The organism is Blastopirellula marina (genome assembly GCF_002967715.1).
GTDB classification, from domain to species: domain Bacteria; phylum Planctomycetota; class Planctomycetia; order Pirellulales; family Pirellulaceae; genus Bremerella; species Bremerella marina_B.
Genome location: NZ_PUIA01000037.1, coordinates 201,509 through 227,640, shown reverse-complemented (window position 1 = coordinate 227,640; position 26,132 = coordinate 201,509). Strand labels below are relative to the sequence as shown.

The following is a 26,132-nucleotide window of genomic DNA, read 5'->3' as shown; positions in this document are numbered from 1 at the left end:
ACCGCTTGCACTGGTTGGGATTGGTTCGACTTCCCCTGGCAAGGTACGATAGGGGGTAGGCGGCTCGCATGGTTTCACTCACTTCGACGTAACTTCCCGCACGCCGGGCAACCTTACGGAGCATTCGTATGGCCAAGATGGTCGATGCCATCGATCGGTTTAACAACTCGGTCCGAACGCTATTGATCTTGCTGCTGCTGATCGCGTTCTCGACCGTCTCGTACTACGGGTGGTCGATCTACAACGAAAAAGAACTCGCCATCGCCGCGAAGAACAAAGAGATCGAGCAGCATGTCGCCAAGATCGGCGAACTGCAAAACGAGATCGATTTGCTGGCCCTGCGGCTGAAGCTATTGAAGGTCGACCGCCGGGTAGGGCGTCTGTCGGTGATCAGTCAAGAGAAGCCGGAAGGGGGCGAGCACGTACAGTCGGTGATCGAGTTCGTCGAGTTCAACGAACAAGGGGAACCGATCACCCAGCCGCAGCGATTCACGATCGACGGCGACATGGTCTACGTGAACGGCAAGATCGTGAAGTTCGAGGACGAACTGGTCGAATCGAACGATCCGCTTCGTTCGGCATCGATCTACATTCTGCAGAAGATCTACGGCGAACATCAAAAGCCGATCGACGGCTTCACGATCGACAAGGAAGGCCAGCGTCCCGAAGCGTATGGCCTGCGAGACAAGCCGAACGCGTTTGAGGAAAAGATCTGGAGCAACTTCTGGGATATCGCCAACGATCCCGTGAAAGCCTCCGAGTACGGCGTGCGTGCCGCCAGCGAGCAGTCGGAAGGGATGCGTGTGCGTCCCGGTAAGAGCTACGAAGTCGAGATCCGCAGCAGCGGGGGCCTTTCGATCAACCCGCTGCCGGAAGAGAAATCGACTTAAGCGAAGTCCCTTAGCCGGCGGTCAATCCGTTGCGGACGTTCTCTGGCGTTTTCCCCAGCAAGCAGTCAACCACTTGCTGCGAGACGCGGCCGCGCATGTTTTCCAGTGACTCGAAGCTCACAAACGCGGCATGCGGGGTGACGATTACGCGGGGGTCGTTGTACGGGGCGATCGTCAGGTCGCATGGTTCCGGATCTTGCACATCGAGGGCCGCTCCGGCCAGTTCGCCAGCAGCCAGGGCCGCGGCCAAGGCATCGTGATCGACGATGGCCCCGCGAGCCGTGTTGATCAGATAGGCGGTCGGCTTCATCTTCTGGAACTGCTCGGCACCGAATGATTTCTTCGTTTCCGCGGTCGCCGGGATCAGCAGCGAAACGTAGTCTGATTTGGCCAGCAGGGTGTCCATGTCAACCGTTTCGACTCCGTCCATCGTCTTGCCGCTACGGCTGGTGGCGATGACGTTCAGGCCCAGGCACTTCGCCTTTTTGGCCAGCAGCATGCCGATATTGCCCAGGCCGACGATCCCGAGCGTTTGACCTTCCATCCGACGCATGATCGGCCCGGCCGAGAGGTCGTACTTGCCGCTCATCGTGTCGTGGTGGTACATGGCCACCTTCCGGGCACACGCGAAAATTAACGCCAGGGTGTGCTCGGCGACTTCAATTAAGCAGTAGTCCGGCGTGTTGGTAACCAGAATCCCCTTCGACGTGCAGTAGGCCATGTCGATGTTATCGAGCCCAATCCCCAACCGAGCCACGATCTTCACGTTGGGAGAAGCGGAAATAACCTTTTCGGTTACCTGGGCCCAGTTGGTCATGATGGCGTCGACCTGGTGTTCTTTGGCCAAAGCGGCGAGCGAATCTTCATCTTTCGCGGTCGCGACGATCAGCTGCACGTCGTTGTCGGCGAGCACTTGCTTCTCGATTTCCAGTTCTTCCCAGGCATAGTCGGTCAGCAGAACGTGGAATTTAGCCATGATGCGTCTCTTTCAGTCGGGCAGGGGATGTGGCATGGAAACCACCCATGGTAACAGATTTTCTGCGGCTGTTTTGAGAGGGGACAACCGCTGATTTCGCGGACGCACGTGGATAAAAAAGAAAGAGGAAGTGCCCACCATATCCGTGTTCCTCCGTGAAATCCGTGGTTACTCCCTGCTCTTCCTTCCAAAATGTCCTGCAGAGAACTACCCATTTCCTGGGCTGGGGGCTAACGCATACCCTTCTCCCTGCTCGGCAGGTCCCCTAAAATCGATGGATTCGGTCGAACTTAGCCGCGAAGTGAACCCACGGACGAGCATCTATGCCGGTTTCCGATATTGAAGTCAAAGGGGCCCGCGAACACAATCTGCGCGAGGTCTCGCTGACGCTTCCTCGCAATAAACTGATTTGTCTGACCGGCGTGAGCGGTAGCGGGAAAAGCTCGCTGGCGTTCGATACGGTCTATGCGGAAGGACAGCGGCGGTACGTCGAGAGCCTGTCCAGCTATGCGCGGCAGTTCATGGGGCAGATGCCCAAGCCCGATGTCGACTACATCGGCGGTCTGACCCCCAGCATCTCGATTTCGCAGAAAACGACCAGCAACAACCCCCGTAGTACGGTCGGCACGATCACCGAAATCTACGACTACCTGCGCGTGATCTTCTCGCGCGTGGGGCAGGGTTTTTGTAGTGAATGTGGCAAGAAGCTGACGGCCCAGACGCGCGAACAAATCCTCGAGCGGATTCTCGGCCAGGAAGAAGGAACCTCGTTCGCGGTGCTCGCTCCGCTGGTTCGCGGCCAGAAGGGAGAGTTCAAAGATCTGTTCATCGACCTCTTGAAGCAAGGCTTCGTCCGGGCTCGCGTCGACGGCGAGATCATCCAGCTCAACGACGAACTTCAGCTCGATCGACAGATGCGGCACAACATCGAGTTGGTCGTCGATCGCTTGAGCATCAAAGAAGGGGTCCGCGGACGCCTGGCCGAAGCGGTGGAGCTGGCCCTGAAGATGGGGGAAGGGAGCCTGATCGTCGCCCCGCGGGAAGAGGAAACGCCGGAAGGGGAAGAAGCAGCCCCGAAAAAGAAGCGCGCCAAAAGCAAGCGTAGCAAGATGGCCGTCGCGGGGGACATGATGTTCTCGGTCGACTATGCCTGCGTCGACTGTGGGATATCTTACAGTCCGCCAACGCCGCAGTTGTTCAGCTTCAACTCGCCGCAAGGGATGTGCCCCACGTGCGATGGGCTGGGCAAGGTCTATACGTTCGATCCCGAACTGCTGGTCCCCGACGTGACCCTCTCGTTCAAGCAAGGGGCGATCGAACTGCTGGGTAAGTGGAAAGAGCTGGGCCGCTGGAAGCGTCATATCTACCAAGGTATGGCCGATACCATGGAGCGGAAGTACGATCTGGGCAAAGGAGCGATCCTGGAAACGGCCTGGCGCGACATGACCCAGCAGCAGCAAGACTATCTGCTATGGGGCACCGGCGACGAGCACATCACGTTCACTTGGCGCGGCGGCAACAGCCCCCAGATGTACGGCGGCACCTACGGCGGTATTGTACCTGATTTGCTGGAAAAGTATCGCAATACGAACTCGAAACCGCAGCAGCGGCAGCTCGAGAAGTACATGGCCACGGTCATCTGTCCGCAGTGCCACGGCGATCGCCTGAATCCCCAGGCTCGCAGCGTGAAAGTCACCACCACCAGCAATGCGTTCGGCGAAGATGGTTCGCGCACGCTGCCAGAGGTCTGCCAGCTGTCGATTCAACAGGCAGCCGACTTCTTCAGCGAACTTGAACTCGACAACCTCTCGCAGAAGATCGCCGAAGAAGCGGTCAAGGAAGTCCGCGGCCGACTGGGCTTCCTGCAGAACGTGGGGCTCGAATACCTGACGCTCGACCGCACGGCACCAACCCTCAGTGGTGGTGAATCGCAGCGTATTCGTCTGGCCGGGCAGATTGGCTGCGGGCTGGTCGGCGTGACGTATATCCTCGACGAACCGTCGATCGGTCTTCACCCGCGCGATAACGATCGCCTACTGGCCACCCTCAACGACCTGCGCGACCTGGGCAACACGGTGCTGGTGGTCGAGCACGACGAAGACACCATGCGTGTCGCCGACCATATCATCGACTTCGGTCCCGGTGCCGGCGTGCGTGGCGGGTACGTCGTCGCCCAGGGTACGGCCAAGCAGTTAGAAGCGGTCGAAGAAAGCGTTACCGGACGGTTCCTTTCCGGCAAGGACAAGATCGAGATCCCCAAGAAGCGTCGTCCGCTGGGGGAAAAGAAGCTTCGCATCGTCGGTGCCGCACAGAACAACCTGAAGAACATCACCGCCGAGATCCCGCTGGGTGGCTTCGTCTGCATCACCGGGGCCAGCGGTAGCGGCAAGAGTTCGCTGATCAACGGCATTCTCGTCGAAGCACTCCGCCGCGATTTGAACGGCGGTCTCGGCGAGCCAGGCGAGCACGAGCGGATCGAAGGGATCGAGCATCTCGACAAGATGATCGCGATCGATCAAAGCCCGATCGGCCGCACGCCGCGCAGTAACCCGGCGACTTACATCAAGGTGTTCGACGAAATCCGAGACCTGTTCGCCCAACTGCCAGAGTCCCGCAAGCGAGGCTACAAGCCAGGCCGCTTCAGCTTTAACGTCGACGGCGGTCGCTGCAGTGCCTGCGAAGGAAACGGGGCCAACAAGCTGGAAATGGACTTTCTGGCCGACATCTGGGTCACTTGCCCGGTGTGCGAAGGGCATCGCTTCAACCGCGAAACGCTAGAGATCTTGTTCAAAGACAAGTCGATTGCCGACATCTTAGAGATGGACGTGCAAGACGCTTTGAAGACCTTCGAGAACGTCCCCAAGATCGCCCAGAAGCTGCAAACGCTGCACGACGTCGGGCTCGATTACATCAAGCTCGGCCAGCCCTCACCCACCCTTTCCGGCGGTGAAGCCCAGCGTATCAAACTGGCCAAAGAGCTTTCTAAACGCAGCACCGGCAAGACGCTGTACCTGCTGGACGAACCCACCACGGGGCTCCACTTCGCCGATACGAAGATGCTGCTCAAGGTGCTGCATGACTTTGCGGAACTGGGCAACACGGTACTGGTGGTCGAGCATAACCTGGACGTGATCAAAACGGCCGACTGGGTTGTCGATCTCGGGCCCGAAGGGGGCGTCAAAGGGGGAACGATCGTCGCCCAAGGCACACCGGAAGATGTTGCCGCAGTCGAAGCTTCGTTCACCGGTCAGGCCCTGCAGCCACTCTTGCGCGGCGAAACGAGCCGCGCCGTGGCCGAGATCAAACGCGCGGCCAAGGAATCGCAGCAGACCGCCAAGGTTCTGGCCAAGCGCATCGACGTGCGTGGTGCCAAGATGCACAACCTGAAGGACGTCAGCGTCGGCATCGATCGCGACAAGATGACCGTCTTCTGCGGACCGAGCGGTAGCGGCAAGAGCTCGCTGGCGATGGATACGATCTACGCCGAAGGGCAGCGCCGCTATGTCGAAAGCTTGAGCGCTTATGCCCGGCAATTCGTCGGCCAGATGCAGAAGCCGAAGGTCGATCACATCGAAGGGCTTTCCCCGGCGATCGCGATCGAGCAAAAGAACCTCGGCAAATCGCCTCGTTCGACGGTCGGTACCGTGACCGAAATTTACGACTATCTGCGCGTGCTGATGAGCCGCCTGGGCGTACCGCATTGCCCCGACTGCGATGTGCCGATCAAGACGCAAACGTCGACGCAAATCACCGACAAGGTTCTGCAGGAAGAGGAGGGGACCAAGCTGTTCCTGCTCGCTCCTCGTCACCTCGATACGGGGCAGCAGTACTCCGACCTGTGGGAAGAGCTGAAGGCCGCCGGCTATCAGCGTATTCGCGTCGACGGCGTGGTCCACACGATCGATCGCATGCCAAAGATCGATCGCCGCCGCAAGCATGACGTAGAAGTGGTGGTCGACCGTATCGTCGTTCGTCAGGATGCCCGGCCTCGTATTGCCGACAGCGTGGAAATCGCCCTTAGCCAGTCCGGCGGCGTGCTCGTCATCGCCTATGCGGAAGACGACGTGCCGGAAGCCCACTGGCGAACCAAACGCTTGAGCCAGAAGCTCTCGTGCGAGCAGTGCGATCGCAGCTTCGATCCTCTCTCGCCGCATAACTTCTCGTTCAACAGCTACCTTGGCTGGTGCCCCGACTGCGAAGGGCTCGGCACGCAGACAGGTGCCGACCCGACGGCCCTGTTGAGCGATCCCAAACGCAGCCTGGCCGAAGGGGCCCTGCGATTGTGGCCTGACCTTAAGTCCCCCACCGCGATGCGGATGCTGGAAGCGATCTGCGAGAAGAACAAGATTCCGATCGATGTTCCGTTTGAACAGTTGGGCGCTCGGCAGCGGCGTATCATTTTGCACGGCACCGGCGACACCGTGTACGACATCTACACCGACGCCAAGAAGCGAGACAAGATCGAGTTTCGTTTCCAGTTCAAAGGGTTGTACCCAGCACTGGAAGATGCCTCGCGATTGAGTCCTTCGTTCCGCGGTCAGCTCGAATCGCTGGTGGCGGAGGTGGAATGCACAACCTGCGATGGTTCGCGACTGCGCGACGACGCTTCGGCGGTCCGCTTCCGCAAGAAGTCGATGCGCGATATCACCAGCATGCCGTTGGCCGAACTGCTGGACTTCATTCGCGCGGCGAACCTGAAAAAACGCGAACAGAAGATCGCCGGAGAACTACTCCGCGAGATCGATAACCGCGTGCAGTTCCTGCTGGACGTCGGTCTCGAGTACCTGACCCTTCGCCGTACGGCCCCCACGCTGTCGGCCGGTGAAGCGCAGCGTATCCGCCTGGCCAGCCAACTGGGCAGTGGCCTGTGCGGCGTGCTGTACGTGCTCGACGAACCAACGATCGGCCTTCACCCGCGCGACAACCGCCGCCTGCTCAAGGCGCTGCACAGGTTGCGTGACCTGGGCAATACACTGCTGGTCGTCGAACACGATCAGGAAGTGATCGAAGGAAGCGACCGACTGATCGACTTCGGTCCTCAGGCCGGCCGCCATGGCGGGACGATCGTGGCCGAAGGGACGCCCAAGCAAATCGCCAAAGCACCTGGATCGGTGACGGGTCCGTACATCTCCGGCAAACAGGCGATCTACGCGCCGAGCAATCGCCGCATGATGTCGATCGCGAACAACTCCGACGAAGACGTGATCGCCGATTTCAGCAGCCCTTCCGGCGAATGGCTGGAGATTGTCGGGGCCAGCCACCGTAACCTGCGGAACGTGAACGTCTCGATTCCGCTGGGGGCTTTGGTTGCTATCGGCGGCCCGAGCGGTAGCGGTAAGAGCACGCTCGTCCAAGAGATTCTGTACAACACGCTGGCTCGCCGGCTGCATCGCGCGTCGACCATTCCTGGTGCCCACGATGCCCTGCGCGGCATGGAGAACATCAACAAGGTTATCCGCGTCGACCAGCAGCCGATCGGCAACAGCCCCAGCTCGAACCCAGCGACCTATACCGGTGTGTTCGATCTGATTCGCGACCTGTTCGCCCAACTGCCCGATGCCAAGGTCCGCGGTTACACCGCGCGTCGCTTCAGCTTCAACGTGGAAGGGGGACGCTGCGAAGACTGCCAAGGGATGGGACAGAAATGCATCGAGATGCACTTCCTGCCGGACGTGTGGGTTACCTGCGAAACATGCAACGGCCTGCGATACAACGAAGAGACCCTGGCAGTCAAGTTCCACGGCAAGTCGATCTCGGAAGTGCTTGAAATGTCGTGCGGTCAGGCCGTGCAGTTGTTCGAGAACATCCCCAAGATTCGCCGCACGCTGCAAACGCTGTGCGATGTGGGTCTTGATTACGTGACGCTCGGCCAGTCGGCTCCGACCCTTTCCGGTGGTGAAGCCCAGCGCGTGAAGCTGGCCTCGGAACTCGCTCGGCCCGATACGGGACGCACGCTGTATCTGCTCGACGAACCTTCGACCGGGCTGCACTTCGAAGACCTGAAGAAGCTGCTGGATGTCTTCCACCGATTGGTCGACCTGGGCAACACGGTGATCGTGATCGAACACAATCTCGACATCTTGAAACAGGCCGACTGGGTCATCGAGATGGGGCCCGAAGCGGGCCAGTCTGGCGGACAGGTCGTTACCGTGGGCACACCGGAAGATATCGTCGAGTACGCCAAGTCGTTTCAGAAGCTGGCCAAGAAGCAGAAGAGCGAAGAGTCGACCCTGACCGACGAGCGCGGCATGACCTGGCTCCGCAGCCACACCGGCGAAGCGCTTGGCCCGGTGCTGGAAGCGGCCCCGCGACAAGAGCGACCGCTATACGATCCTCACGAGGCCGACCAGGAACGGGAAGGGGACCTCGACATCGACGACGTCGGTGCCCAGATTCAAATGCCATGGGAGATCGACGGACGCCGCTGGCACACTAAAGACCGCGTCGGACGAGACGGACAGCCGTGCAACTGGGACGGCAAGATCCTGGCCGAAGTGGTCGATCGGATTCAAGCTTCCGATTCGTTCAGCGATGCGAACTGGAACTCGCGCACGATCGTTGAGATTGCCGCCAAAAAGAAGTCGGACGGCTGGTTCTTCCATGGCATCTCCGGCGAAAGCTGGCTGGTGAAGCTGAAGTTCCGCGTGATGAAGGGAACGTTCAACAAGTACGAACTGCCCCAGGAACTGAACCTGCCGACGTTGAACCAGATGGACGACCTGCCGATCTACAGCAACGATCCACGCGTGAAGGTGAAGAACCTGCGTGGTCCGTTCCAAGAGATCGAGATCCGGGCCCACAGCTGGCAAGAGATCAACAAGCCAGAGTTCTGGAAGTTCGTCGACGACGCGATCATCGGCTTCCAGAAATACGAGTCGACGATCAGCCAGGATGTCGAAAGCCACATGCCGTGGAAGAAGCTGGGCGAGAAGTGGCATCTCTCGCGCAAGGGCTTCCCACCGGGCAAGAAGGTCGCGTGGGAGCAGTCGGTGCTCGAAGAGGTGATCGAGCTGCTACGCGAGGTCGCTCCGCAGGGCGAGATCCTGTGGAACAACCAGATGCTGATCAACATGATGATCCCGGGCAAGCGAACCGCCTGGGCCGTGGTGACAACGAAGAAGCCGGAACATGTTCGCCTGGAGCTGAAGACCTCCAAAGCGTCTACTACCCAGGGAAGAATTGCCGAATTAGGTCACGAACCGGACGTCGACCAGTCGCGCGCCGGCGAAGAGATCGTCCGGCTGCACTTCCGCCACGAGGCCGACCTGCAAAAGGGGGATCTGAAGGCATTTTTGAAGGAGCATTTCGACGGCGAATCTTCTTCTGGTCAGCGATCGCTCCTCTAAAGACCAAATTAAGATTGCGAGTTCCCCCTTATGTGTCAGCATGCGTTTTACCCGAGGAAATACGGGTTAAAACGCATCTGTCGGGTGACCGATTTGGCCTGATGAAAATGTGATCAAAATTGCAAATTCTTTTTATAGTGGCCACAGATTGATCAATCTGCGTAACTCTTTGCGCCATGGGAATGTTCGTCGAAACAGGCGTGTTTGGCTACTCAATTTCGACGTTTGACGCCATGCGGATTCCCGTTATTAATGGAAGTCTAGGGCGTTCGCCGACCAGCGCTTCTGGTCGCATTCTATCTATTTTCCCCAATCTTCATGAGGAGATCGCAAATGGTGTCGAAGCCAACTGTGGCCATCTTGGGAGCAAGTGCGGAGCGTTCCAAATATGGGAACAAATCCGTCCGAGCTCATTTAGAACGCGGGTACGATGTTTTCCCGGTGAACCCAAGAGGGGGCCAGATCGAGGGTCTGAAGGTTTACACTTCTTTGAAGGACATCCCCGTCGATCAGTTGGATCGCATCAGCGTGTACGTTCCTCCGCAAATTGGCATGAAGATGGTAGGCGACATCGCTGCCAAGCCAGCTCGCGAAGTCTTCTTCAACCCAGGCAGCGACAGCGCTGAACTGCTGGAAGCCGCTCGTCAGCGTGGCATTGCTCCGATCCAGGCTTGCAGCATGATTAGCGTTGGCGTAACGCCTCACGCATTCGACTAGGCGATTCGCCCCCTCTCCTCATCGTTGCGAAACAAAACAGAAAAGGCCGCGTTAACCAACGCGGCCTTTTTTCGTTACGCGGCTTGCTTCTCTTCGTCGCCGGGCGAGGCTCCTTGGCCGGGACGCTTGAGCCACCCTTCGTTGATCACACGCAGCGCGACGCGGTCTTCCAGGTTTGGGCGGAAGATAGTCAGCAGCATCAGGGGCATGTACCAGGCAATGTACGTAGTGCCGTCGTTGGCATGCCAGAACTGGGCGGCAAGCATCAGGCCGGCCGTGCAGCTGATCAGCGTGCCAAGGTTCTTCTGGGCGGGCCAGATGGCAAACGCGATCGAGACCACCGCGAACGCCGCCAGCACCGGAATGCGATAAGCGTTCGAGTTGAAATAGTAATTCCAGAAACCGGTGTAACCTTCGTCACGCGGAAGCCACAAACCGAACATCGCGCGGAACTGGTTGAGGAAGGTCTCGAAGTCGGACGAGGTGAACGCCAGCGACAGCGCCAGCAGCACCAAGGTCGCCACGACCCCAATCAGGAAACGCCCGCGTCCCCGCTCCCAGTAGTAGCTGAACCACAGCGGCAAGAGGAATAGGGGGTAATAGAGCGTGCCGATCGCAAAGCCCATGAAGATGCCCGAGACCAGCGGTGTGCGGTAAAAGAAGATCGCCCAGACCAGCAGCGCCGCCGGCAGGACATGGTCGATCCGGCCGGTGTAGACGGCCGCATAGGGAAGCAGGAAGTAGAACATGGCTGCTCCCACTCCCATTTTGATGTTATCGAAGTGGCGGTAGCCAACCAGGATGATGCCGGCGATCAGGGCCATGTTGGCCAGGATGGCCATCGTTTTGGTCACGATGACGGTGATCTTTTCGGTCGTTTCCAAGTCAGTAGGCTCGTCTTGCTGAGCCATCTGATAGGTCGGAATTCGCGGCACCAGCAGCAGCATGCGATAGCCAGGACCGAAATGCCGGAGCGACTCTTCCACCTCTTCGGGGCTGCTCTTGGAGGCTTCGCGAACGCCGCGGAGATCGGCATCGGAAGGGCGACCGACGATCACGTTGGTCATTAAGAAGATGAACAGCGCGCAGGTAATGAAGGTCATCCCGCCGATGGTCAGGTTCGGTTCAAGCATCGGTCGCCGAACCATCGTGGGGTCGACGAACAAGCGGATGACGATCAGCGCGCTCAAACAGAACAACCAGACGTAGCCCGCTTTTTCGAGTGTCTTGCCGATCTGCAGCATCTCTTGCCGGGTCGGAGGGGCCACGGCTTCTTCAGGGACATTCACGCCCCCTTGCCCCTGCGGCTGGATCTCGGGCTCGAGCTTGGGTATCAGGGGGGCAGTTTCCGCGGCCATCGACGGCAGGCTGGCCGAGACGTTGATGCTTTGCTGACCGAAATAAACCATCAACAGCCCTGGTGCCAGGGCAATGATCAGCAGGATATCGAGGTTTCGGACGCTCCAGACGCGGTTGAACTTGAAGTACAGCCCGATCACCAGCAGCGACGACAGGTAGGCCCAAGTCGTCGGGTTCACGCTTTCGTATTGAAAGAGTATCTCGCGCATCAGCCGGCTGAAGGGGTAGTTCGACGAGGTTTATCCGTCGCGTCTTTCGGCCGATTGTCGAGGATCCGGCCGGATTGGCATCCGCCAAGTTGCATTATCAACCATTCGAATGCCCCATTCCAAGCCCAAGCAGCGGCTGGCCACCCAGGTTTATCAAGAAGTTTGGCATCGAGCTCTGGTGTTCGTAACTTCAAGAAGAATACGCATTTCCGTTAAAAACGCAAGGACCACGCAAGTCAAGCACGCCGGGCCTGGATAGGCCGCGCGGTGCACGGCAGGGGATTGCCGGTTGCGATTAACTTATCTCTGGTACATTAGGGAGAAACCTCGTACGATGTCGGATGGTTAGGGCATTGACGCCAACGTTAGGCAAAATTCGGCCTGGCGATGCTTGCGGCTTAGCAGTCACAAATCGCTTCTATCGGCCGACTTCGGGCCAATCTTTTCTTCCCCCTTTGATGGAAACCTTTGAGGACTCAATTCATGAAGCTCGATTCGACAACTCGTTTCTGGCTAGCTAGTTTCGCGGTGGGAAGCGTCATGACGGCGTTTGCACTGGCTGGCATGACGGTTGGACTTCAGCAGAACCAGCCAGGGCTCGAAATCCCGGTTAATGCCACCGCCAGCACCTGGAGCGAGACAATGTGCGCCGCGACGGGCCGCGTGGATGATGAAGTCGAAGGCCTGTTCACGCTCGACTCGTTGACCGGCGACCTGCAATGCTCGGTCTTGAATGGTCGCACCACGAAGTTTGCCGGGCTTTTCCGCACCAATGTGCTGCAAGACCTGGGTGTCGATGCTGCCAAGAAGCCTACGTACATGATCCTGACCGGTGCGGCGACGTTCCCCGGCCAAGGGGGCAACACGCGTCCTGGCGACTGTGTGGTGTACGTCGTCGATGCAACCAGTGGACGCTTCGTAGTTTACGGGGTGCCATGGCAACGTACGCTGGCCGCTCGTGGGGCACCGCAGCAAGGTGCTTTGATCCTGCTGGATTCCGGTACCGCGCGAAACGTGATGATTCGCGAACCGTAATCGGTGGCAGATCGCTCTTAAGACATACGATCGGGCCTGCTTCCTTGCCGAAGCAGGCCCTTTCTTTTTGATTGAGCCTGCATTTCCGCCGGAAAACGCAGCAGTGGGCAAATCGTCCGGTTGTCGGAAGAAACCCTCCCGTCGTAAACTTGGGTAAGGCATCGCCACCGGCCCCCATCAGGCTGCTAACTGGCCATGCTGCCTGATTTTCTGTCTGAGAGTTTCATGAAAATACGTATTAACGAAGAGGAACGCGACGTCCCCGAAGGAGCCTCGGTCGCGGATGTCGTCGAAACCCTTTCGCTGAACCCCAAATTCATCGCCGTGGAAGTCAACCTGGAACTCATTCCTCGCGGCGAGCACGCAAGTCATAAGTTGTCTGCTGGCGATCAGTTAGAAGTCGTGACCCTGGTAGGAGGTGGCTAATGAGTGTTGCCGAAACCAAGACCGACGATGCCCCGCTGGTCCTCGGCACGCACACGCTGCGCAGCCGTCTGATCGTGGGGACCGGCAAGTACGATACGCTGGAACTGATGCAGCAGTCACTTGAAGCTTCTGGCAGCGAGTGTGTGACCGTCGCTGTGCGTCGCGAGAAACTGTACGACCCGACAGGGCGCAATCTGCTGGACTACATCGACTTCCATCGCTACACGCTGCTACCCAACACGGCCGGCTGTTACAACGCCCGCGATGCGGTCCGCACCGCCAAGCTGGGGCGCGAGATCCTGCTGGGGCTCGAGAACCCCGGTGCCGACTGGGTGAAGCTGGAAGTGCTGGCCGACACCAAGACGCTGCTGCCAGACCCGGTCGAAACGGTTCTGGCCTGCGAGCAGCTTGTCGAACTGGGCTTCCAGGTACTGTGCTACACGACCGACGATCCGGTGATCGCCAAACGCTTGAAAGAAGTCGGCGCGACCGCCGTGATGCCGGCTGGCAGTCCGATTGGCTCGGGGCAGGGGATCTTGAATCCGAACAACATTCGGATCTGCCTGGAGTACCTCAAAGGAGAAGACCCAGACTACCCGGTGATCGTCGACGCTGGTGTTGGCACGGCCAGCGACGTAGCGTTTGCCATGGAACTGGGGGTCGATGGCGTGCTGCTCAACACAGCGATTGCCCATGCGAAAGATCCCGTGCGAATGGCTCACGCAATGCGGCATGCGACCGAAGCGGGACGCCTGGCGTTTCAGTCAGGGCGCATCCCTCGGCGTCTGTATGCTTCGGCCAGCAGCCCGGAAGATGGCGTGATCGGCCGCTCGCGCAACTGAATGGACAGGTGCCATGCTCACGTCTGCGTGGGCAAGCAACAACCGTACTGACCATGCCTATGCAGACGTAGGCATGGCACTCAATCGAACATTTACTTAAACACCAAGTATCTATCATGACGAAGCCGCAACCGAAGTTTGCCGCGGCACTCTCCGTTCAAGACACCACCGACGCCGCGCTGGCCGAAGCCGTGAAGCACGCGCTCGACCAACTGGCCGCGCCGGTCGATCTGGCGATGGTCTTTCTTTCGCCCCATCACCTGGAACATGCCGACGTCGTCGCGAAAGAATTGACGCGGCTGCTGGGGACGCAGAATCTCATAGGCTGCACGGGCGAATCGATCATTGGCGAGTCGCGCGAAGCGGAAGATACGCCAGCGATCAGCCTGTGGCTGGCTCACTTGCCGCAGACGACCGTCGTGCCAATGCACCTGGAATTTCAGCGCACTCCCGATGGGGGATCGATCGTCGGTTGGTCGGACGAGTTGCCAATCGATTGGCCAAAGGATGCGTGCACGCTAGCCGTTGCCGAGCCGTTCAGCTTTCCGGCTGACCTGCTACTGGAACGCATCAACGAAGATCAACCCGGAATCCCGGTGATTGGTGGGATTGCCAGTGCCAGCTATCAGCCTGGCGAAAATCGTTTGATCATGGGGGATCGCACGTTCGACGGTGGGGGTGTCTTGGTTTACCTGCATGGAAACGTGCGTGTGCGGACGATCGTTTCGCAAGGTTGCCGGCCCATCGGCGACCCGTTCATCATCACCAAGGCCGAACGCAACGTCATCCACGAGTTGGGCGGAATCCCGGCGCTGAAGCAGTTGGAAGCGATCTACAAGACATTGCCGACCACCGACCAGCAACTGGTTAGTCGCGGGCTGCACATCGGACGCGTCGTCGACGAGTACCAGTCAGATCGCAGCCAGGGGGACTTCATTGTTCGTAACGTGGTTGGGATCGAGAAAGAGACCGGCTCGCTGATGATCGGCGACTACGTGAAGCCTGGCCAGACGGTGCAGTTCCACGTGCGCGACGAGTTCTCGGCGTCGGCCGAGTTGAAGCAGTTGACGGCTGAACTGAAGAAGAACGGATCGTCGCCTACCTCGGTGCTGACGTTTACCTGCAATGGGCGCGGGACGCGACTGTTCAGCGAGCCCCATCACGATGCAAACTGTTTGAAGAACGCATTCGGACAGATCCCTAACGCAGGCTTCTTCGCCGCCGGCGAGATCGGCCCGGTGGCCGGAAAGAATTTCCTGCATGGCTTCACGGCCAGCGTCGCAGTGCTCGAACCGTTGGAAGAGGGTGCCGCCGATTAATCTGGTACCTCAAGAGATCCAAGCTCTGTAGGATGGCTACGGCTTCTTAGGCGATAGCCATCTTTGGTGGCGGAAGAAAGATGGCTATTTGACGAAGACGTCGGTAGCCATCCTACGACGAGGACGCCACGTTAGAGTCCGATCCGCTGGAGCATCTTGAGCTCGAGTTCCAGCAGACGCATCCGGTCTTGGTGGAAGCGTTCCAAAAGAGACTTCTCTTCGATCAGGTTCTTCAGGTTCTCTTCCGCCTCGACGAGACCGACTTTGACGTGTTCGATCTGACCGAAGAGGGGGGCCGAGTACTTGAACTTGGTGAACTGCTCGTACTCGGCTTGCTGCCGCTTAAGCGAATCGATCCGGGCTTTGGCAACGTTGATCTTCGAGTTGAGCAGCCTCCGCTCAAGCGGGTATTCTTGCCCCTGGTACAGCTTGATACGCAGGCGAGCGGCTTCGATCTCGGGGGACTCGCTGGCTGGGCCTGCGGCCTGGACGACGATGCAGACCACAAACAGCATCTTGGTCAAAACAATCAAAGCGGTCGGTATGCGTACCAGAAGGCGGTAATTCACGGCGATGTATCCTCGGTGCGAAGCAGGGGAGATACATTCCAGCCTAATTACTGCCTGGGAAACCTCAACTAAGTTACCAGGCAGGGCTGATATCAGCCGTTTCCGCGAACCGACTTGGCTTCTATAATCACGGGATCGATTCGCCCTTTCGGGATAAGTTGAGGAGTACCATGGCGGACAGCTACAAGATTCTGATTGCCGACGACAATCAAGCCAATGTTGAACTCTTGGAGGCCTATTTGGCCGGCGTCGACTGCGATACGGAAATCGCCGTTAACGGACAAGATACGCTCGATAAAGTCGCCAGCTTCCAGCCTGATTTGATCTTGTTGGACGTCATGATGCCAAAGCTCAGCGGGTTTGAGGTTTGCAAGCAGCTGAAGGCCGACCCGTCGACCAAAGGCATTATGATACTTATGGTTACGGCGCTGAACGAACTGGGCGACATCGAACGCGCCGTTGCGGCCGGTACCGACGATTTCCTCTCGAAACCGGTCAATCGCATCGAACTGACCAAGCGTGTCGAGAACATGCTGCGACTAAAGAACGTTGAGAACGAGAACGAACGGCTTCGCCAGTACATCGAGCAGATGGAAAACAGCCGGAGCTAACCCCCCGCTCGTTCTACTTTGGGCCGCTGTGGCCTGTTTCTCGGCGAATTCACCCGGCCCCTGCACCCTCGGAAAGGGGCTAGCCGAGGGTCGACTTCGCACTCTTGCCTTGTTTCTGGGCCACTGTGAGGGGTATCCTTAGGGAGTCCCCAATCTCATGGCGAGGAACGATCTATGCCTTGGAATGTACGGCTCGGCTTCCTGGTAGCCGCGGTCTGTTGTTGGATGCTCGGACCCTGGTCAGGCACGACTGCTTACGCGCAGTCAGCGTCGGCCACCGCTCCGGAAAAAATTCAGGCCCTGATCACCCAACTCGGGGACCGCAACTTCACGGTCCGCGAACGGGCACAGTCTGACCTGGCTCGCATGGGAATTACGGCTTTCGATCAACTGTTCGGCGCGATGCGCGATCCCGACTTGGAGATTGCCCGCCGTGCCCAGTACCTGATTCGCAGTGTTGAAATCGAATGGACCCGGCCCGAGTTCTCGGACGAGGTCAACGCCTATCTCAATCGCTACGGCAACTTGAACGTCGACAATCGCCGCAGCCGCATCGGCGAGCTTTCGCGACTGCACACCATGGACGCGCTGAGCGCGCTGTGCCGGATCAGCCGCTACGACGTTTCAGAAGTCCTCTCGAAGGAAGCGGCCTTGGCGGCGGCAATTCAATTTCAGGGAGCCTCTGCAGAAGAGAAAACACAGATCACCGAAATCATCAGCGATCGGATTGGCGATAGCCCACGCGTTGGCCCCAGCTGGCTGAAGATCTTCCGCACCAGCTTGAACCAGCCTGCCGAAGCGATCGCCCTGTGGGAAGATCAAATCACCGAAGAGATCGACCTGTTCACCACGCGGCCGGCGCTGACCAGTCAGCAGGTCGTGCTCGACCTGGTGCGATGGGAAGTTGATCAGCTTCGCCAGCAAGGCAAACAAGAGGAAGCCTTGGCGGCGATGGAAGATGTCATTCGCATCAGTGCCAAGTTTTCGGAAAGCGAACTGCTGGACCTGACGACCTGGTTCCTGGATCGCAAAGGCCCATCGGTGGTTGGCCAGTTGGCCGAGTACCACGCGAAGAAAGCCCCGGCGGTGAACGATATGCCGATCGGTGGACCATTTGGCGAGAACGCCTCGCTGTTGTATCTACTGGCCGAGTCGGAACTGGTGCAAGACAACATCGAAAAGGCTGAAGCGTATGCCAAGGCAGCACTGGAGCTGGAACCTGATTCGTATGACAGCCACTACCTGACCGCCCAGGCTCTTTCCGATCGGGGGACGTTCCGCTGGAGCCGCAACGAATATCGCTACGTCATCGATAGTTTCGACGACCCCATGGAACGCGAATCGATGCTGGCTCGTATGCAGCTGGCGGAACTGGAAAACGACCTCGGCTACTCCGACAAAGCAGCCGAAGTCATGTGGCCGTGGGTCGAAGCAGTCGAGAAGCTGTACGGCCCGAACAACCCCCTCAATGCCGATCGCGAAGAAGCCATCTCGCGGTTTCTGGCCCGTAGCTATCTGTTCCGCGCGACTGCCGCCGAAAAGCGGGGCGACCTGGCCGCGGCGAAGAAAGACCTCGACAAGGCGATCAAGTATTACGAAGACGAAGCGGACGTGCTGATTGCTTCGTACCGTGTCGGGCAGCAAGACGACATGTGGAAAGCCAAGGCCAAGGAACACATCGACCACACGATCGACTTCTACAAGCCGTTCGTCGAGAAGTTCCAGAAGCAGTACGAGATCTTCAAGCAGAACAGCCGCGGTGACGACTTCATGGGCACTCAAGGCTCGCAGATGGCCAACTACTGCAACCAATACGCCTGGCTCGTGTGCAACACGTACGGCGACTTCGATCACGCGATTGAGTCGAGCGAACTGTCGCTGGAAATGGTGCCAGGCAACGGTGCCTACCTAGACACGCTGGCCCACTGTCACGCGGCGAAGAAGGACTGGGGTGCCGCTGCCAAGTATCAGCGCATGGCCGCCATGCAGATCCCGCACTCCGGCATGATTCGCAAGAAGTACCAAGAGTTCACCAAGAAGTGCGAAGAGAACAACATCGAGTTCGAAACGATCGAGCTGCCCCCCAGCCCCGATACGCACTTCCCAGAGTACAAGAAGGACGGCAAGCTGTGAGTTCTTCGGTCGTGATGCCGTTGGAACAGGATGTCCCGCGGCCGAAGTGGACCTTCCACATCATCATGCTAAGTATCGCCGTAACGGTGACGACACTGTCGTTCTTGCTGACCACCGACGGACCGACCGAGGTTGTCATCCCTTGGCTAAATGTCCCGCTTCCGTCGACGTGCAGCATGCAGAATATGGTCGGCATCGATTGCCCCGGCTGCGGCCTGACGCGTAGCTTCATCTCGCTGGCACACGGCAAGCTGGATGCCTCGCTGGCGTTCAACCCGGCAGGCATTCTCATCTTTGGGGTAGTTCTTTTTCAGATACCGTACCGCATCGCCCAACTCTGGCGACTGCGCCGCGGCCAGCCAGCTTGGAACTTAAACCTTCCCTCGCTCTGGATCTGGGGGCTGATTGGTGTCGTGCTGATGGGGCAGTGGATTGTGAAGTTCGTTTAGCCTCGCGTGTTTTCCAATTTTCGCGTTCTCTGCGACAATGAACTGCGGCTACCCAATCGTGACATTAATCAGCGGAGAAACCCCATGAGTCAAACACTGCCAATCGGCGACACTTCGTTTCATGTTCGCACGGCAGGGGAGGGGAGTCCACTGGTGCTGGTGCATGGGTTTCCCTTGGACCATCACATGTGGGACGCCGTGTTCGAGCCGCTGGCCGAGCAGCACCAGGTGATTGCGATCGACCTGCGTGGCTTTGGGCAAAGCGATGGCTACCGCGAGATCGTCCCGATGGAGATGTTTGCCGACGATATCGCCGCAATTCTCGATGCGATGGAAATCGCCGAGCAAGTCAATTTCGCCGGCCTGAGCATGGGAGGCTATATCGGTTGGCAAATGTGGCAGCGTCATCGCGATCGACTAAGCCGCTTGATCCTGCTCGACACGCGGGCAATTGCCGACGACGAGGTGCAAGCCCGAGCCCGGCGTGTGGCCGCCGAAGCGGTGCTCTCGGCCGGCATGGATGACGTGCCGATGAACATGTTGCCAAAACTTCTCGCCGAGGGAACCTTCCGCGATCAACCAGAAGTGGTGAGCACGATGACCGAGATGATCTTGCGGCAAGATCCTCGCGCGGTCGCCGCCGCCCAGCGCGGCATGGCGCAGCGACCGAACGTCGAATGCTGGCTGCCGGAGATTACGATACCAACGCTGGTCATCAGCGGCGAGCACGACATCATCAGCCCGCCGGCAGAAATGAAAGGGTTCGCCGCCCAGATCCCAGGTGCCCAGTTCGTCGAGATTCCCGGAGCCGGACACATGGTTCCCCTGGAAGCCCCCGCAGCCATGTGCGAAGCCGTACTCCCCTTCTGCCGCGACCTCGAATAATCCCGTCTTGTCCCCTCGCCCCGGCGGGGAGAGGGTGAGGGACCACAGTCGTAGGATGGCTACGACTTTCTAGGCGATAGACATCTTGGCAGCGCAAAAAGATGGCTACCTGATGAAGACGCCGGTAGCCATCGCTACGTTGATCTCGGCTTTAGAGATTACCTACCCAGGCAAACGGAAATACGTTTCCGTTTTGACGATAGCCTGGTCGTCGGGGAAAGTGTGGAACGCTTGGATGAAGACACTGCGGTTGCGGGTCTCGGCGTTCATGTAGCTGACGGCCCCCATGTTCATGCGGCCGCTGGAATCGAATTCGTGTACCAGTCCGACCTTGCGGTCGTCGTTGCACAGCTCGCGTTGGCACAAGCGGAAGAGCTTGGTTGATACAGCTTCTAACTGAAACGTGGTTTGATAGCGAATGCCGTGGCACTCGAACTGATCGGTGCGTCGCCCTTTGATTTGATAGGCCATGATCCGCCGCTTGGTCGGCAGTTCCTGATGGGCCGAAGTGCAGACTTCGGTCAGCGTGAGGCCTTCGTGCCGCCACGTGAGAACGTGGCCGCAGTTGGTGATATCCATCTTGAGAGTGTACCCTCCCCGCTCGACCGTTCGCGTTTGAAACGCTTCAAACAGTTCGGGGTGAAGTGGCCGCGTGTAAAGCTGAAAGGCCAGCTCAGCAACTCTTGGACGGATCGAAAGCAAGGAACACTCCTTCAAAGTATAAGGCGGCGAGATCCTCCTGATCTCGATGACGTACCGCAGCGAGCGATTGCCGCAGGTCTTACTGCAAGCTTAGTTCGCGTCGGCGTCCCTGATTATAAACAGGCCACAAATTCGCGAGGAATACTGTTTTTTGGTCTGTCTGAAATTGATTATTTACCGCACGATTTTTTTCGCAAGGACTTGACTTTTGCCTTCGCGTAAAGCGTCGATGCTGAAAGTGTTCCTCAACTCTTGTTCCCTCTCCCTTCTCAAGGGAGAGGGTTGGTGAAGCGTGTACGCAGTTCGCCCCCTCACCCTAACCCTCTCCCCGCAGGGGCGAGGGGACGTGAGTTTCTGAAAACTTATGGCCCTCAGTTTGACGAATTCTGGCGGGGCGTGAAATGTCAACTTTTTTGCCACGTTCTTCTTTGCTTGCTTGCTATCGGAACGACCTTTTTCCGCTTAGAATACAGGTTTACTGAATTCACCGATTTCGCGACCCTGATTGCACTTGCGCTGTTTCCCGCGCCCCAGGCAGCCAACGGCAATCCCCAGGGCAAGCACCTTAACGAGCGGCTCTTCGAAGCGACTATGACCGTATCTGATTTCGCTAAGCTTGCTGAAAACTCTCAGGACGCAAGCAAGTGGCTTTCGCAACTGAAGATTGTCGACACGGCGCGCGGCCGAGAGAATCTCAACAGCTTCGTGCGATTGAACTTGCCGAGCGACTTGCAAGCGTCCCTGTGCGGGCAGCTATCGCAGGCCCTGCCAGGCTGTAGCGATCCTGACATGGCGCTGAACAACCTGGAACGATTGTTCTGCCGCGCGCGAAGTCCCCTCAGCCTGGCTGCACTGTTCGAACGCGATGCGACTTCGATGACTACGCTCGTTCGCATCTTCAGTTCCAGTCAAAGTCTCAGCGATCAAATCATCACCGATCCCGAAAGCTTCGAGCTGGTTCGTATCACCGACGGACAACCGGCGGCGCGGCAATACCTGGTCGACGAGATCGTTGCCGAAGTCCAGCAACTCAACGAAGAAAAGGCGATCATGAAGGCGCTGCGGCGCTACAAGCGGCGCGAGACGCTACGGATCGCTTACGGCGACTTGATCTGCAATCAGAACATCGAAACCGTCACGCGGCAGATTTCGTTTTTGGCCGACGCATTGATCGAGGCCGCCTACCAGGCCGCGTGCAAGTTGGTCTCTCAGCGATTTGGTAGCCCGACACCTAAGAGCAGCCGCAACGGCAAACCGAGTACTCCGCGGTTCAGCGTAATTGCGCTGGGCAAGCTGGGCGGGACCGAGCTGAACTATTCGAGCGACATCGACTTGATGTTCCTCTACGACGGCGACGGCAACACCGACGGCGAGAAATCGATTACCAACAAAGAGTACTTCGAGCGCGTTGGGCAGCGACTGATGAAGCTGCTGACCGAACCGACGGAACTCGGCACGCCGTACCGCATTGATATGCGGCTGCGACCGGAAGGAAGCCGCGGCCCGCTGATCAACAGCCTGGATGGGGCGCTGCATTACTACGACATCCTTGGCCGCACGTGGGAACGCCAGGCGTTCGTCAAAGCACGGGCATGTGCCGGCGATAGCTCGCTGGGGCAAGAGTTCCTCGAAAAGCAGGAACCTTGGATCTATCGCAACTACCTCAGCCGAGCCGACATCACCGGCATCAAGGCGCTCAAGCGCCGTATCGAAAAACGAGCTACCGTGGCGGGTGCCGTCGATGCCAACGTAAAGACGGGGCACGGGGGCATTCGTGATATCGAGTTCGTCATCCAGTTCCTGCAGCTACTTAACGGCGGCGACCTGCCGCAGATTCGCATGCCCAACACGCTCGAAGGGATTCGCACCCTGGAAGAGGTGGGCTGTTTGACGCTGCAGGAAAGCACGATCCTGAAAGACAACTACAGCTTCCTGCGAAAGGTCGAGCACCGTTTGCAGATCATGTTCGACCTGCAAACCCACTCGCTGCCTAGCGAGCCGCTGGAACGCACCAAGCTGGCCATGCGGATGGGATACGTCGACGACGCCGATGGCAAAGCGCTCGACAAGTTCCAGGCCGACTTCCAGGAAAAGACCGAGATCAATCGCAAGATCCTCGATCACCTGCTGCACGACGCTTTCCCCGACGATGAGGTGACTGCTCCGGTGGTCGACCTGGTTCTCGATCCCGAACCAACGGCGGATGCCATTGACGAAGCGCTGTCCGACTTTGGCTTCCACGATCCGAAAAACGCTTACGAAAACGTGATGGCCCTGACGCGCGAACGCGTGCGTTTTCTTTCGACGCGTCGTTGTCGCCACTTCCTGGCCGCGATCGCGCCGCAGCTATTGGAAGCGATCTCGAAGACGCCTGACCCCGATTCCACGCTCGTGAATCTATCGCAGGTAAGCGATTCGCTCGGCGGGAAGGAAGTGCTGTGGGAACTGTTCAGTGCGAACCCGGCCACGCTGCATTTGTACGTGCGGCTGTGTGCTGGCAGTCCGTACCTATCGAACGTGTTGATCAGCAATCCCGGGATGATCGACGAGTTGATGGACTCGTTGATGCTCGACCGCCTGCCCAGCCGCCGCGTGCTGGAAGAGATGCTGCTAGAGCTGTGCCGCGGGGCGGAAGACATCATGCCGATCCTGCACAGCTTTAAAAACCTGATGCACCTGCGCGTGGGCGTGCTCGATATTCTGCGGAAGAAGGATCTGCACACACGGCTGCAAACGCTTTCGGATGTAGCGGAAGTGTGCCTGCATCAGATTGTTTTTCGCGAGTATCGCCAGCTGGTGGCCCGCTTTGGCGAACCTCGGCTGCCTAGTGGCAAGCCGTGCGATCTGATCATTCTGGGTCTCGGCAAGATCGGTGGCAAAGAGCCGAACTACCACAGCGATCTCGACATCATCTTTGTTTACGAAGGGGACGGCAATACGGTCGTCGATGCCCGCCACCGCGGCGCGAGCAGCACGACCAACCAGCACTTCTTCGGCCAGCTCGGCCAACGCATCATCAAGAGCGTCAACGAGCTGGGTCCGTATGGACGACTGTACGAACTCGATCCACGGCTGCGTCCGACCGGCAAGAATGGGCCAATGGCTGTGACGCTCGAAGATCTTTACAACCACCACGCCAAAGGAAACGGCGAGTTGTGGGAGCGTCAGGCACTTACCAAAGCCCGCCCGATCTTCGGTCCGCCGGCCGGTTGCGAAGCGGCCGAGAAAACAATTCGCGAAGCGATCGCGTGTCATCCATGGAAGGCGTCGGATGCCGAAGAGATCCGCAAAATGCGAATCCGCATGGAAGAGACGGCGTCGAAGAACAACATCAAACGTGGCCCAGGCGGAACGGTCGATATCGAGTTCGTCGTGCAGATGCTGCAAATGAAACACCTGGCCGAAAGCCCCGAGATACTCGTCCCCAATACGATCGACGGCCTGAACCTTCTGCATGAGAAAGGTTACCTCGGCCAGGAAGACCACGATCATTTCCTGAAAGCGTACGAGTTCCTTCGCATGGTCGAAGCCCGCCTGCGACTGATGAACACGACAGCCCGGCACGACCTTCCCGAAGAACGCTTGGAAGTCGCCAAGCTGGCGTATCTGCTCGACTACGAAGACCCGGCCACGCTGCTGAAAGAGTGCCGCCAGATGACCCGCGAAACACGCCGTCGGTTCGATCAGATCTTCGACAAAGCGGCTGCTGGTTAAGCGGGGAAGAAGAGGGGAGGAACCGCGGATTACACCGATGATCGCGGATACGCCCGAGGCGACTTCATTCAACGCGATCCAACGGCAACCTCCTAAGCCCCAAAGGGGCGGCCGTTAATAGCCAGGGGTGGAAGCCCCTGGTAGGCGTTAAATCACGGTCGTCCAAGTTCCCGCGCCGAAGGTGCCGTTCGTGCTTGCTGGGCCCGCGGGGCAATCATGCCGGGGGCGGATGGTCCCCGGTAAAGCTGCTGCTCGGTTCTCTCGGTGGCCGAGAGTCGATTCCTCACCAGCGGATCGCGCGTGGTGCGTTCAGTGCCAAGCACGGGGCCACTCAGGTTTCGCTGAGGATCGACCGACGGCAACACGTTTCCGGCGGCGTCTTGAATTTTCGCGTCACGTTTCTCTGGCAGAATTGGCAACTTGCCGGCAACATCGTACCCTTCGCGGATCAGCTGCTTCTGCACGGGATTCACGCGCGTGCGGCCGTTGTAGAGGGTGTCAAAGACCAAACGGCCGCGCGGTGCAAGCGTTGACTGCGTGGTGTACGGCTGGTCGGGTGCCGCGCGGGCCTGGGGTTCTGCGCCCCACATCTTGGCCGACGCGTAGAGGACCAACAAGAGAAAGATGACCAGGGCAATCAAACCGATAAGTAGGTGTCTCATGACTTGGACTCCTTATACCCCCGGCCTGATCGATGACCGGGACTAGGTTTCTTTCTGCCGGGCTTCATATTCGGCGAAGTCGATCATATCCGCGGCGAAGGTCATCGGCAGGACGAAGATCTTTCCGTCCCCCATACGGCCGCTACGTGCGACCGCGACGATCTTGCGAACTGTTTCTTCGACCCGCGAATCATCCAGCCACATACTGATTTCGATCTTGGGCAGAAACGTCTTGGAATATTCACTCTCGCTGTACTCGTCGAGATAGTTCTTCTGCCTGCCGAAGCCCTTCACCTCGCGGACGTTCAATGCTTCCAACGGGGCACGGCTGAGGGTGTCGAGCACTTTCTCGGCCAAATAAGGCTTTACGATGGCGATAATCTGCTTCACGTTATCGAATTCTTTCGCTTCTTGAACGAAATCCAAATCGGCGACTTTCGGCAAGTTTTTGCCAACGTCTCTCTATCTATAGTAAACCCTTAGTCGGCTTGCTCGCTAGAGAGTTTGTGAAACTTGTCACCTCGCTGGCGGGGTATTACAATCGTTCCTTTCCCGAATACCGGGACCCACCCACGATTTTCACCCCCGGAAAGTCTTTCGCCCGCGATGCATGCCTGGCATCAGCTAACCGACCAGAACCTCGGAAAACGTCTCCTCACGTTTATCCTGTTGGGCACTATGGTCTTATGGGGTGCCGGCATCACCATTTCGGTGCCGAATTTCAAGGACACCAGCGTCCCGTTCATGTGCCAGGATCACGCGTGCTCATGCCGTAATGCTGGCAACTGCTGGAATCATTGCTGCTGCTTCAGCCGCAGCGAGAAGCTGGCCTGGGCTCAGAAAAACAAGGTTCAGCCCCCTGAACAGTTCCTGGCTGAGCTAAAGAAAACAAGCGACACTTCGTCAGAATTCTGCGGAGAACCAACGCTCAAGCCGGACGTTTACGCCGCGCTTTGTACCCTGCGAGGGACCAATAAGTCGAAGAAACTTCTCCCCGCCACATGCTCAGGCGGTTCGTGCTCGTCATCGGGCAGCCAACCGAACGAGGCTCCTGCGTCCCGTCCGTTCTCGCTGACCAACGCGATGCAGTGCCACGCACTGGCTAGCGTGACGTTGATCTACTCGCCGGTCCTGGAACTTGACATGGGAACCGGACAACTGGCGGCTTTGAACGTCGAAGCTATGCCAGGCGATTCTAACCTGCGGCCCACCTCTTTCAGCGCCGCCCCCGACCCGCCACCGCCGCGGGCCTAACGTGTTTTTCAACATGTGATTGGCAAACGTACGC

19 protein-coding genes are annotated in these 26,132 nt (G+C 58.4%); 13 read left to right on the top strand and 6 right to left on the bottom strand.

Annotation, left to right across the window (positions count from 1 at the left end; genetic code table 11):
- Positions 1-128 precede the first annotated feature (128 nt).
- The gene (locus C5Y96_RS12815; protein ID WP_105353834.1) at positions 129-890 is read left to right on the top strand and encodes a hypothetical protein; all 762 of its coding nucleotides are present in this window, start codon (positions 129-131) and stop codon (positions 888-890) included.
- A 10-nt stretch (positions 891-900) separates the two neighbouring features.
- Here C5Y96_RS12815 and C5Y96_RS12810 read toward each other — a convergent pair whose 3' ends face one another.
- Positions 901-1,866, bottom strand: a complete 966-nt coding sequence (locus C5Y96_RS12810; protein ID WP_105353832.1) for a C-terminal binding protein — start codon at positions 1,864-1,866, stop codon at positions 901-903.
- Between the two features lie 323 nt (positions 1,867-2,189).
- Between C5Y96_RS12810 and uvrA the strand changes: the two genes are divergently transcribed.
- Together uvrA and C5Y96_RS12800 are read left to right on the top strand one after the other, a co-directional pair.
- Positions 2,190-9,212, top strand: a complete 7,023-nt coding sequence (gene uvrA / locus C5Y96_RS12805) for an excinuclease ABC subunit UvrA (protein WP_105353830.1) — start codon at positions 2,190-2,192, stop codon at positions 9,210-9,212.
- A gap of 318 nt (positions 9,213-9,530) precedes the next feature.
- Positions 9,531-9,929: a CoA-binding protein gene (locus tag C5Y96_RS12800; RefSeq protein WP_315850650.1), complete on the top strand. Its 399-nt coding sequence runs from the start codon at positions 9,531-9,533 to the stop codon at positions 9,927-9,929.
- A 74-nt stretch (positions 9,930-10,003) separates the two neighbouring features.
- Here C5Y96_RS12800 and C5Y96_RS12795 read toward each other — a convergent pair whose 3' ends face one another.
- A complete protein-coding gene (locus C5Y96_RS12795; protein ID WP_158261212.1) occupies positions 10,004-11,467 on the bottom strand; it encodes a hypothetical protein in 1,464 nt (487 codons plus the stop codon).
- Positions 11,468-11,980: 513 nt separating this feature from the next.
- Here C5Y96_RS12795 and C5Y96_RS12790 point away from each other — a divergent pair.
- From C5Y96_RS12790 to C5Y96_RS12775, 4 genes are all read left to right on the top strand, one after another.
- Complete coding sequence (locus tag C5Y96_RS12790) at positions 11,981-12,532, top strand: hypothetical protein (protein WP_105353826.1); 552 nt, start codon at positions 11,981-11,983, stop codon at positions 12,530-12,532.
- A gap of 225 nt (positions 12,533-12,757) precedes the next feature.
- Positions 12,758-12,958, top strand: coding sequence for a sulfur carrier protein ThiS (gene thiS / locus C5Y96_RS12785; RefSeq protein WP_105354317.1), 201 nt, complete (start codon positions 12,758-12,760; stop codon positions 12,956-12,958).
- Entirely contained in the window at positions 12,958-13,800 is an 843-nt protein-coding gene (locus C5Y96_RS12780) for a thiazole synthase (protein ID WP_105353823.1), read from the top strand. The genes thiS and C5Y96_RS12780 overlap by 1 nt, the downstream gene beginning before the upstream one ends.
- 116 nt (positions 13,801-13,916) lie before the next feature.
- Positions 13,917-15,119, top strand: coding sequence for an FIST N-terminal domain-containing protein (locus tag C5Y96_RS12775; RefSeq protein WP_105353821.1), 1,203 nt, complete (start codon positions 13,917-13,919; stop codon positions 15,117-15,119).
- Positions 15,120-15,250: 131 nt separating this feature from the next.
- On the opposite strand, the gene C5Y96_RS12770 is transcribed toward C5Y96_RS12775, so the two are convergent.
- Positions 15,251-15,688: a hypothetical protein gene (locus C5Y96_RS12770; protein ID WP_105353818.1), complete on the bottom strand. Its 438-nt coding sequence runs from the start codon at positions 15,686-15,688 to the stop codon at positions 15,251-15,253.
- Positions 15,689-15,858: 170 nt separating this feature from the next.
- Here C5Y96_RS12770 and C5Y96_RS12765 point away from each other — a divergent pair, with 170 nt between their 5' ends.
- From C5Y96_RS12765 to C5Y96_RS12750, 4 genes are all read left to right on the top strand, one after another.
- Positions 15,859-16,299, top strand: coding sequence for a response regulator (locus tag C5Y96_RS12765; RefSeq protein ID WP_105353816.1), 441 nt, complete (start codon positions 15,859-15,861; stop codon positions 16,297-16,299).
- Between the two features lie 174 nt (positions 16,300-16,473).
- On the top strand, positions 16,474-18,432 hold the full coding sequence (locus C5Y96_RS12760) for a hypothetical protein (RefSeq protein ID WP_105353813.1): 1,959 nt from the start codon (positions 16,474-16,476) through the stop codon (positions 18,430-18,432).
- Positions 18,429-18,881, top strand: a complete 453-nt coding sequence (locus C5Y96_RS12755) for a DUF2752 domain-containing protein (RefSeq protein ID WP_105353810.1) — start codon at positions 18,429-18,431, stop codon at positions 18,879-18,881. The genes C5Y96_RS12760 and C5Y96_RS12755 overlap by 4 nt, the downstream gene beginning before the upstream one ends.
- Positions 18,882-18,965: 84 nt before the next feature.
- Positions 18,966-19,766, top strand: a complete 801-nt coding sequence (locus C5Y96_RS12750) for an alpha/beta fold hydrolase (protein WP_105353807.1) — start codon at positions 18,966-18,968, stop codon at positions 19,764-19,766.
- A 162-nt stretch (positions 19,767-19,928) separates the two neighbouring features.
- Here C5Y96_RS12750 and C5Y96_RS12745 read toward each other — a convergent pair whose 3' ends face one another.
- Positions 19,929-20,468 carry a DUF2617 family protein gene (locus tag C5Y96_RS12745; RefSeq protein ID WP_105353805.1) on the bottom strand — a complete coding sequence of 180 codons (540 nt, stop codon included), beginning with the start codon at positions 20,466-20,468 and terminating at the stop codon, positions 19,929-19,931.
- A gap of 591 nt (positions 20,469-21,059) precedes the next feature.
- On the opposite strand from C5Y96_RS12745, the gene glnE reads away from it, so the two are divergent.
- A complete protein-coding gene (glnE, locus tag C5Y96_RS12735) occupies positions 21,060-24,182 on the top strand; it encodes a bifunctional [glutamate--ammonia ligase]-adenylyl-L-tyrosine phosphorylase/[glutamate--ammonia-ligase] adenylyltransferase (protein ID WP_146115646.1) in 3,123 nt (1,040 codons plus the stop codon).
- A gap of 152 nt (positions 24,183-24,334) precedes the next feature.
- Here the strand turns inward: glnE and C5Y96_RS12730 are convergent, their stop codons facing one another.
- Positions 24,335-24,844: a hypothetical protein gene (locus C5Y96_RS12730; protein WP_105353798.1), complete on the bottom strand. Its 510-nt coding sequence runs from the start codon at positions 24,842-24,844 to the stop codon at positions 24,335-24,337.
- A gap of 42 nt (positions 24,845-24,886) precedes the next feature.
- The gene (locus tag C5Y96_RS12725) at positions 24,887-25,234 is read right to left on the bottom strand and encodes a P-II family nitrogen regulator (RefSeq protein ID WP_105354315.1); all 348 of its coding nucleotides are present in this window, start codon (positions 25,232-25,234) and stop codon (positions 24,887-24,889) included.
- 216 nt (positions 25,235-25,450) lie between these two features.
- Here C5Y96_RS12725 and C5Y96_RS12720 point away from each other — a divergent pair, with 216 nt between their 5' ends.
- Positions 25,451-26,098, top strand: a complete 648-nt coding sequence (locus tag C5Y96_RS12720) for a hypothetical protein (RefSeq protein ID WP_105353796.1) — start codon at positions 25,451-25,453, stop codon at positions 26,096-26,098.
- Positions 26,099-26,132: the final 34 nt, after the last annotated feature.

Bases quoted from the DNA above. Each gene is read 5' to 3' on its own strand.
- C5Y96_RS12815 (WP_105353834.1), top strand. From the start codon at position 129: ATGGCCAAGATGGTCGATGCCATCGATCGGTTTAACAACTCGGTCCGA.
- C5Y96_RS12810 (WP_105353832.1), bottom strand. From the start codon at position 1,866: ATGGCTAAATTCCACGTTCTGCTGACCGACTATGCCTGGGAAGAACTG.
- uvrA (WP_105353830.1), top strand. From the start codon at position 2,190: ATGCCGGTTTCCGATATTGAAGTCAAAGGGGCCCGCGAACACAATCTG.
- C5Y96_RS12800 (WP_315850650.1), top strand. From the start codon at position 9,531: ATGAGGAGATCGCAAATGGTGTCGAAGCCAACTGTGGCCATCTTGGGA.
- C5Y96_RS12790 (WP_105353826.1), top strand. From the start codon at position 11,981: ATGAAGCTCGATTCGACAACTCGTTTCTGGCTAGCTAGTTTCGCGGTG.
- thiS (WP_105354317.1), top strand. From the start codon at position 12,758: ATGAAAATACGTATTAACGAAGAGGAACGCGACGTCCCCGAAGGAGCC.
- C5Y96_RS12780 (WP_105353823.1), top strand. From the start codon at position 12,958: ATGAGTGTTGCCGAAACCAAGACCGACGATGCCCCGCTGGTCCTCGGC.
- C5Y96_RS12775 (WP_105353821.1), top strand. From the start codon at position 13,917: ATGACGAAGCCGCAACCGAAGTTTGCCGCGGCACTCTCCGTTCAAGAC.
- C5Y96_RS12765 (WP_105353816.1), top strand. From the start codon at position 15,859: ATGGCGGACAGCTACAAGATTCTGATTGCCGACGACAATCAAGCCAAT.
- C5Y96_RS12760 (WP_105353813.1), top strand. From the start codon at position 16,474: ATGCCTTGGAATGTACGGCTCGGCTTCCTGGTAGCCGCGGTCTGTTGT.
- C5Y96_RS12750 (WP_105353807.1), top strand. From the start codon at position 18,966: ATGAGTCAAACACTGCCAATCGGCGACACTTCGTTTCATGTTCGCACG.
- glnE (WP_146115646.1), top strand. From the start codon at position 21,060: ATGACCGTATCTGATTTCGCTAAGCTTGCTGAAAACTCTCAGGACGCA.
- C5Y96_RS12730 (WP_105353798.1), bottom strand. From the start codon at position 24,844: ATGAGACACCTACTTATCGGTTTGATTGCCCTGGTCATCTTTCTCTTG.
- C5Y96_RS12720 (WP_105353796.1), top strand. From the start codon at position 25,451: ATGCATGCCTGGCATCAGCTAACCGACCAGAACCTCGGAAAACGTCTC.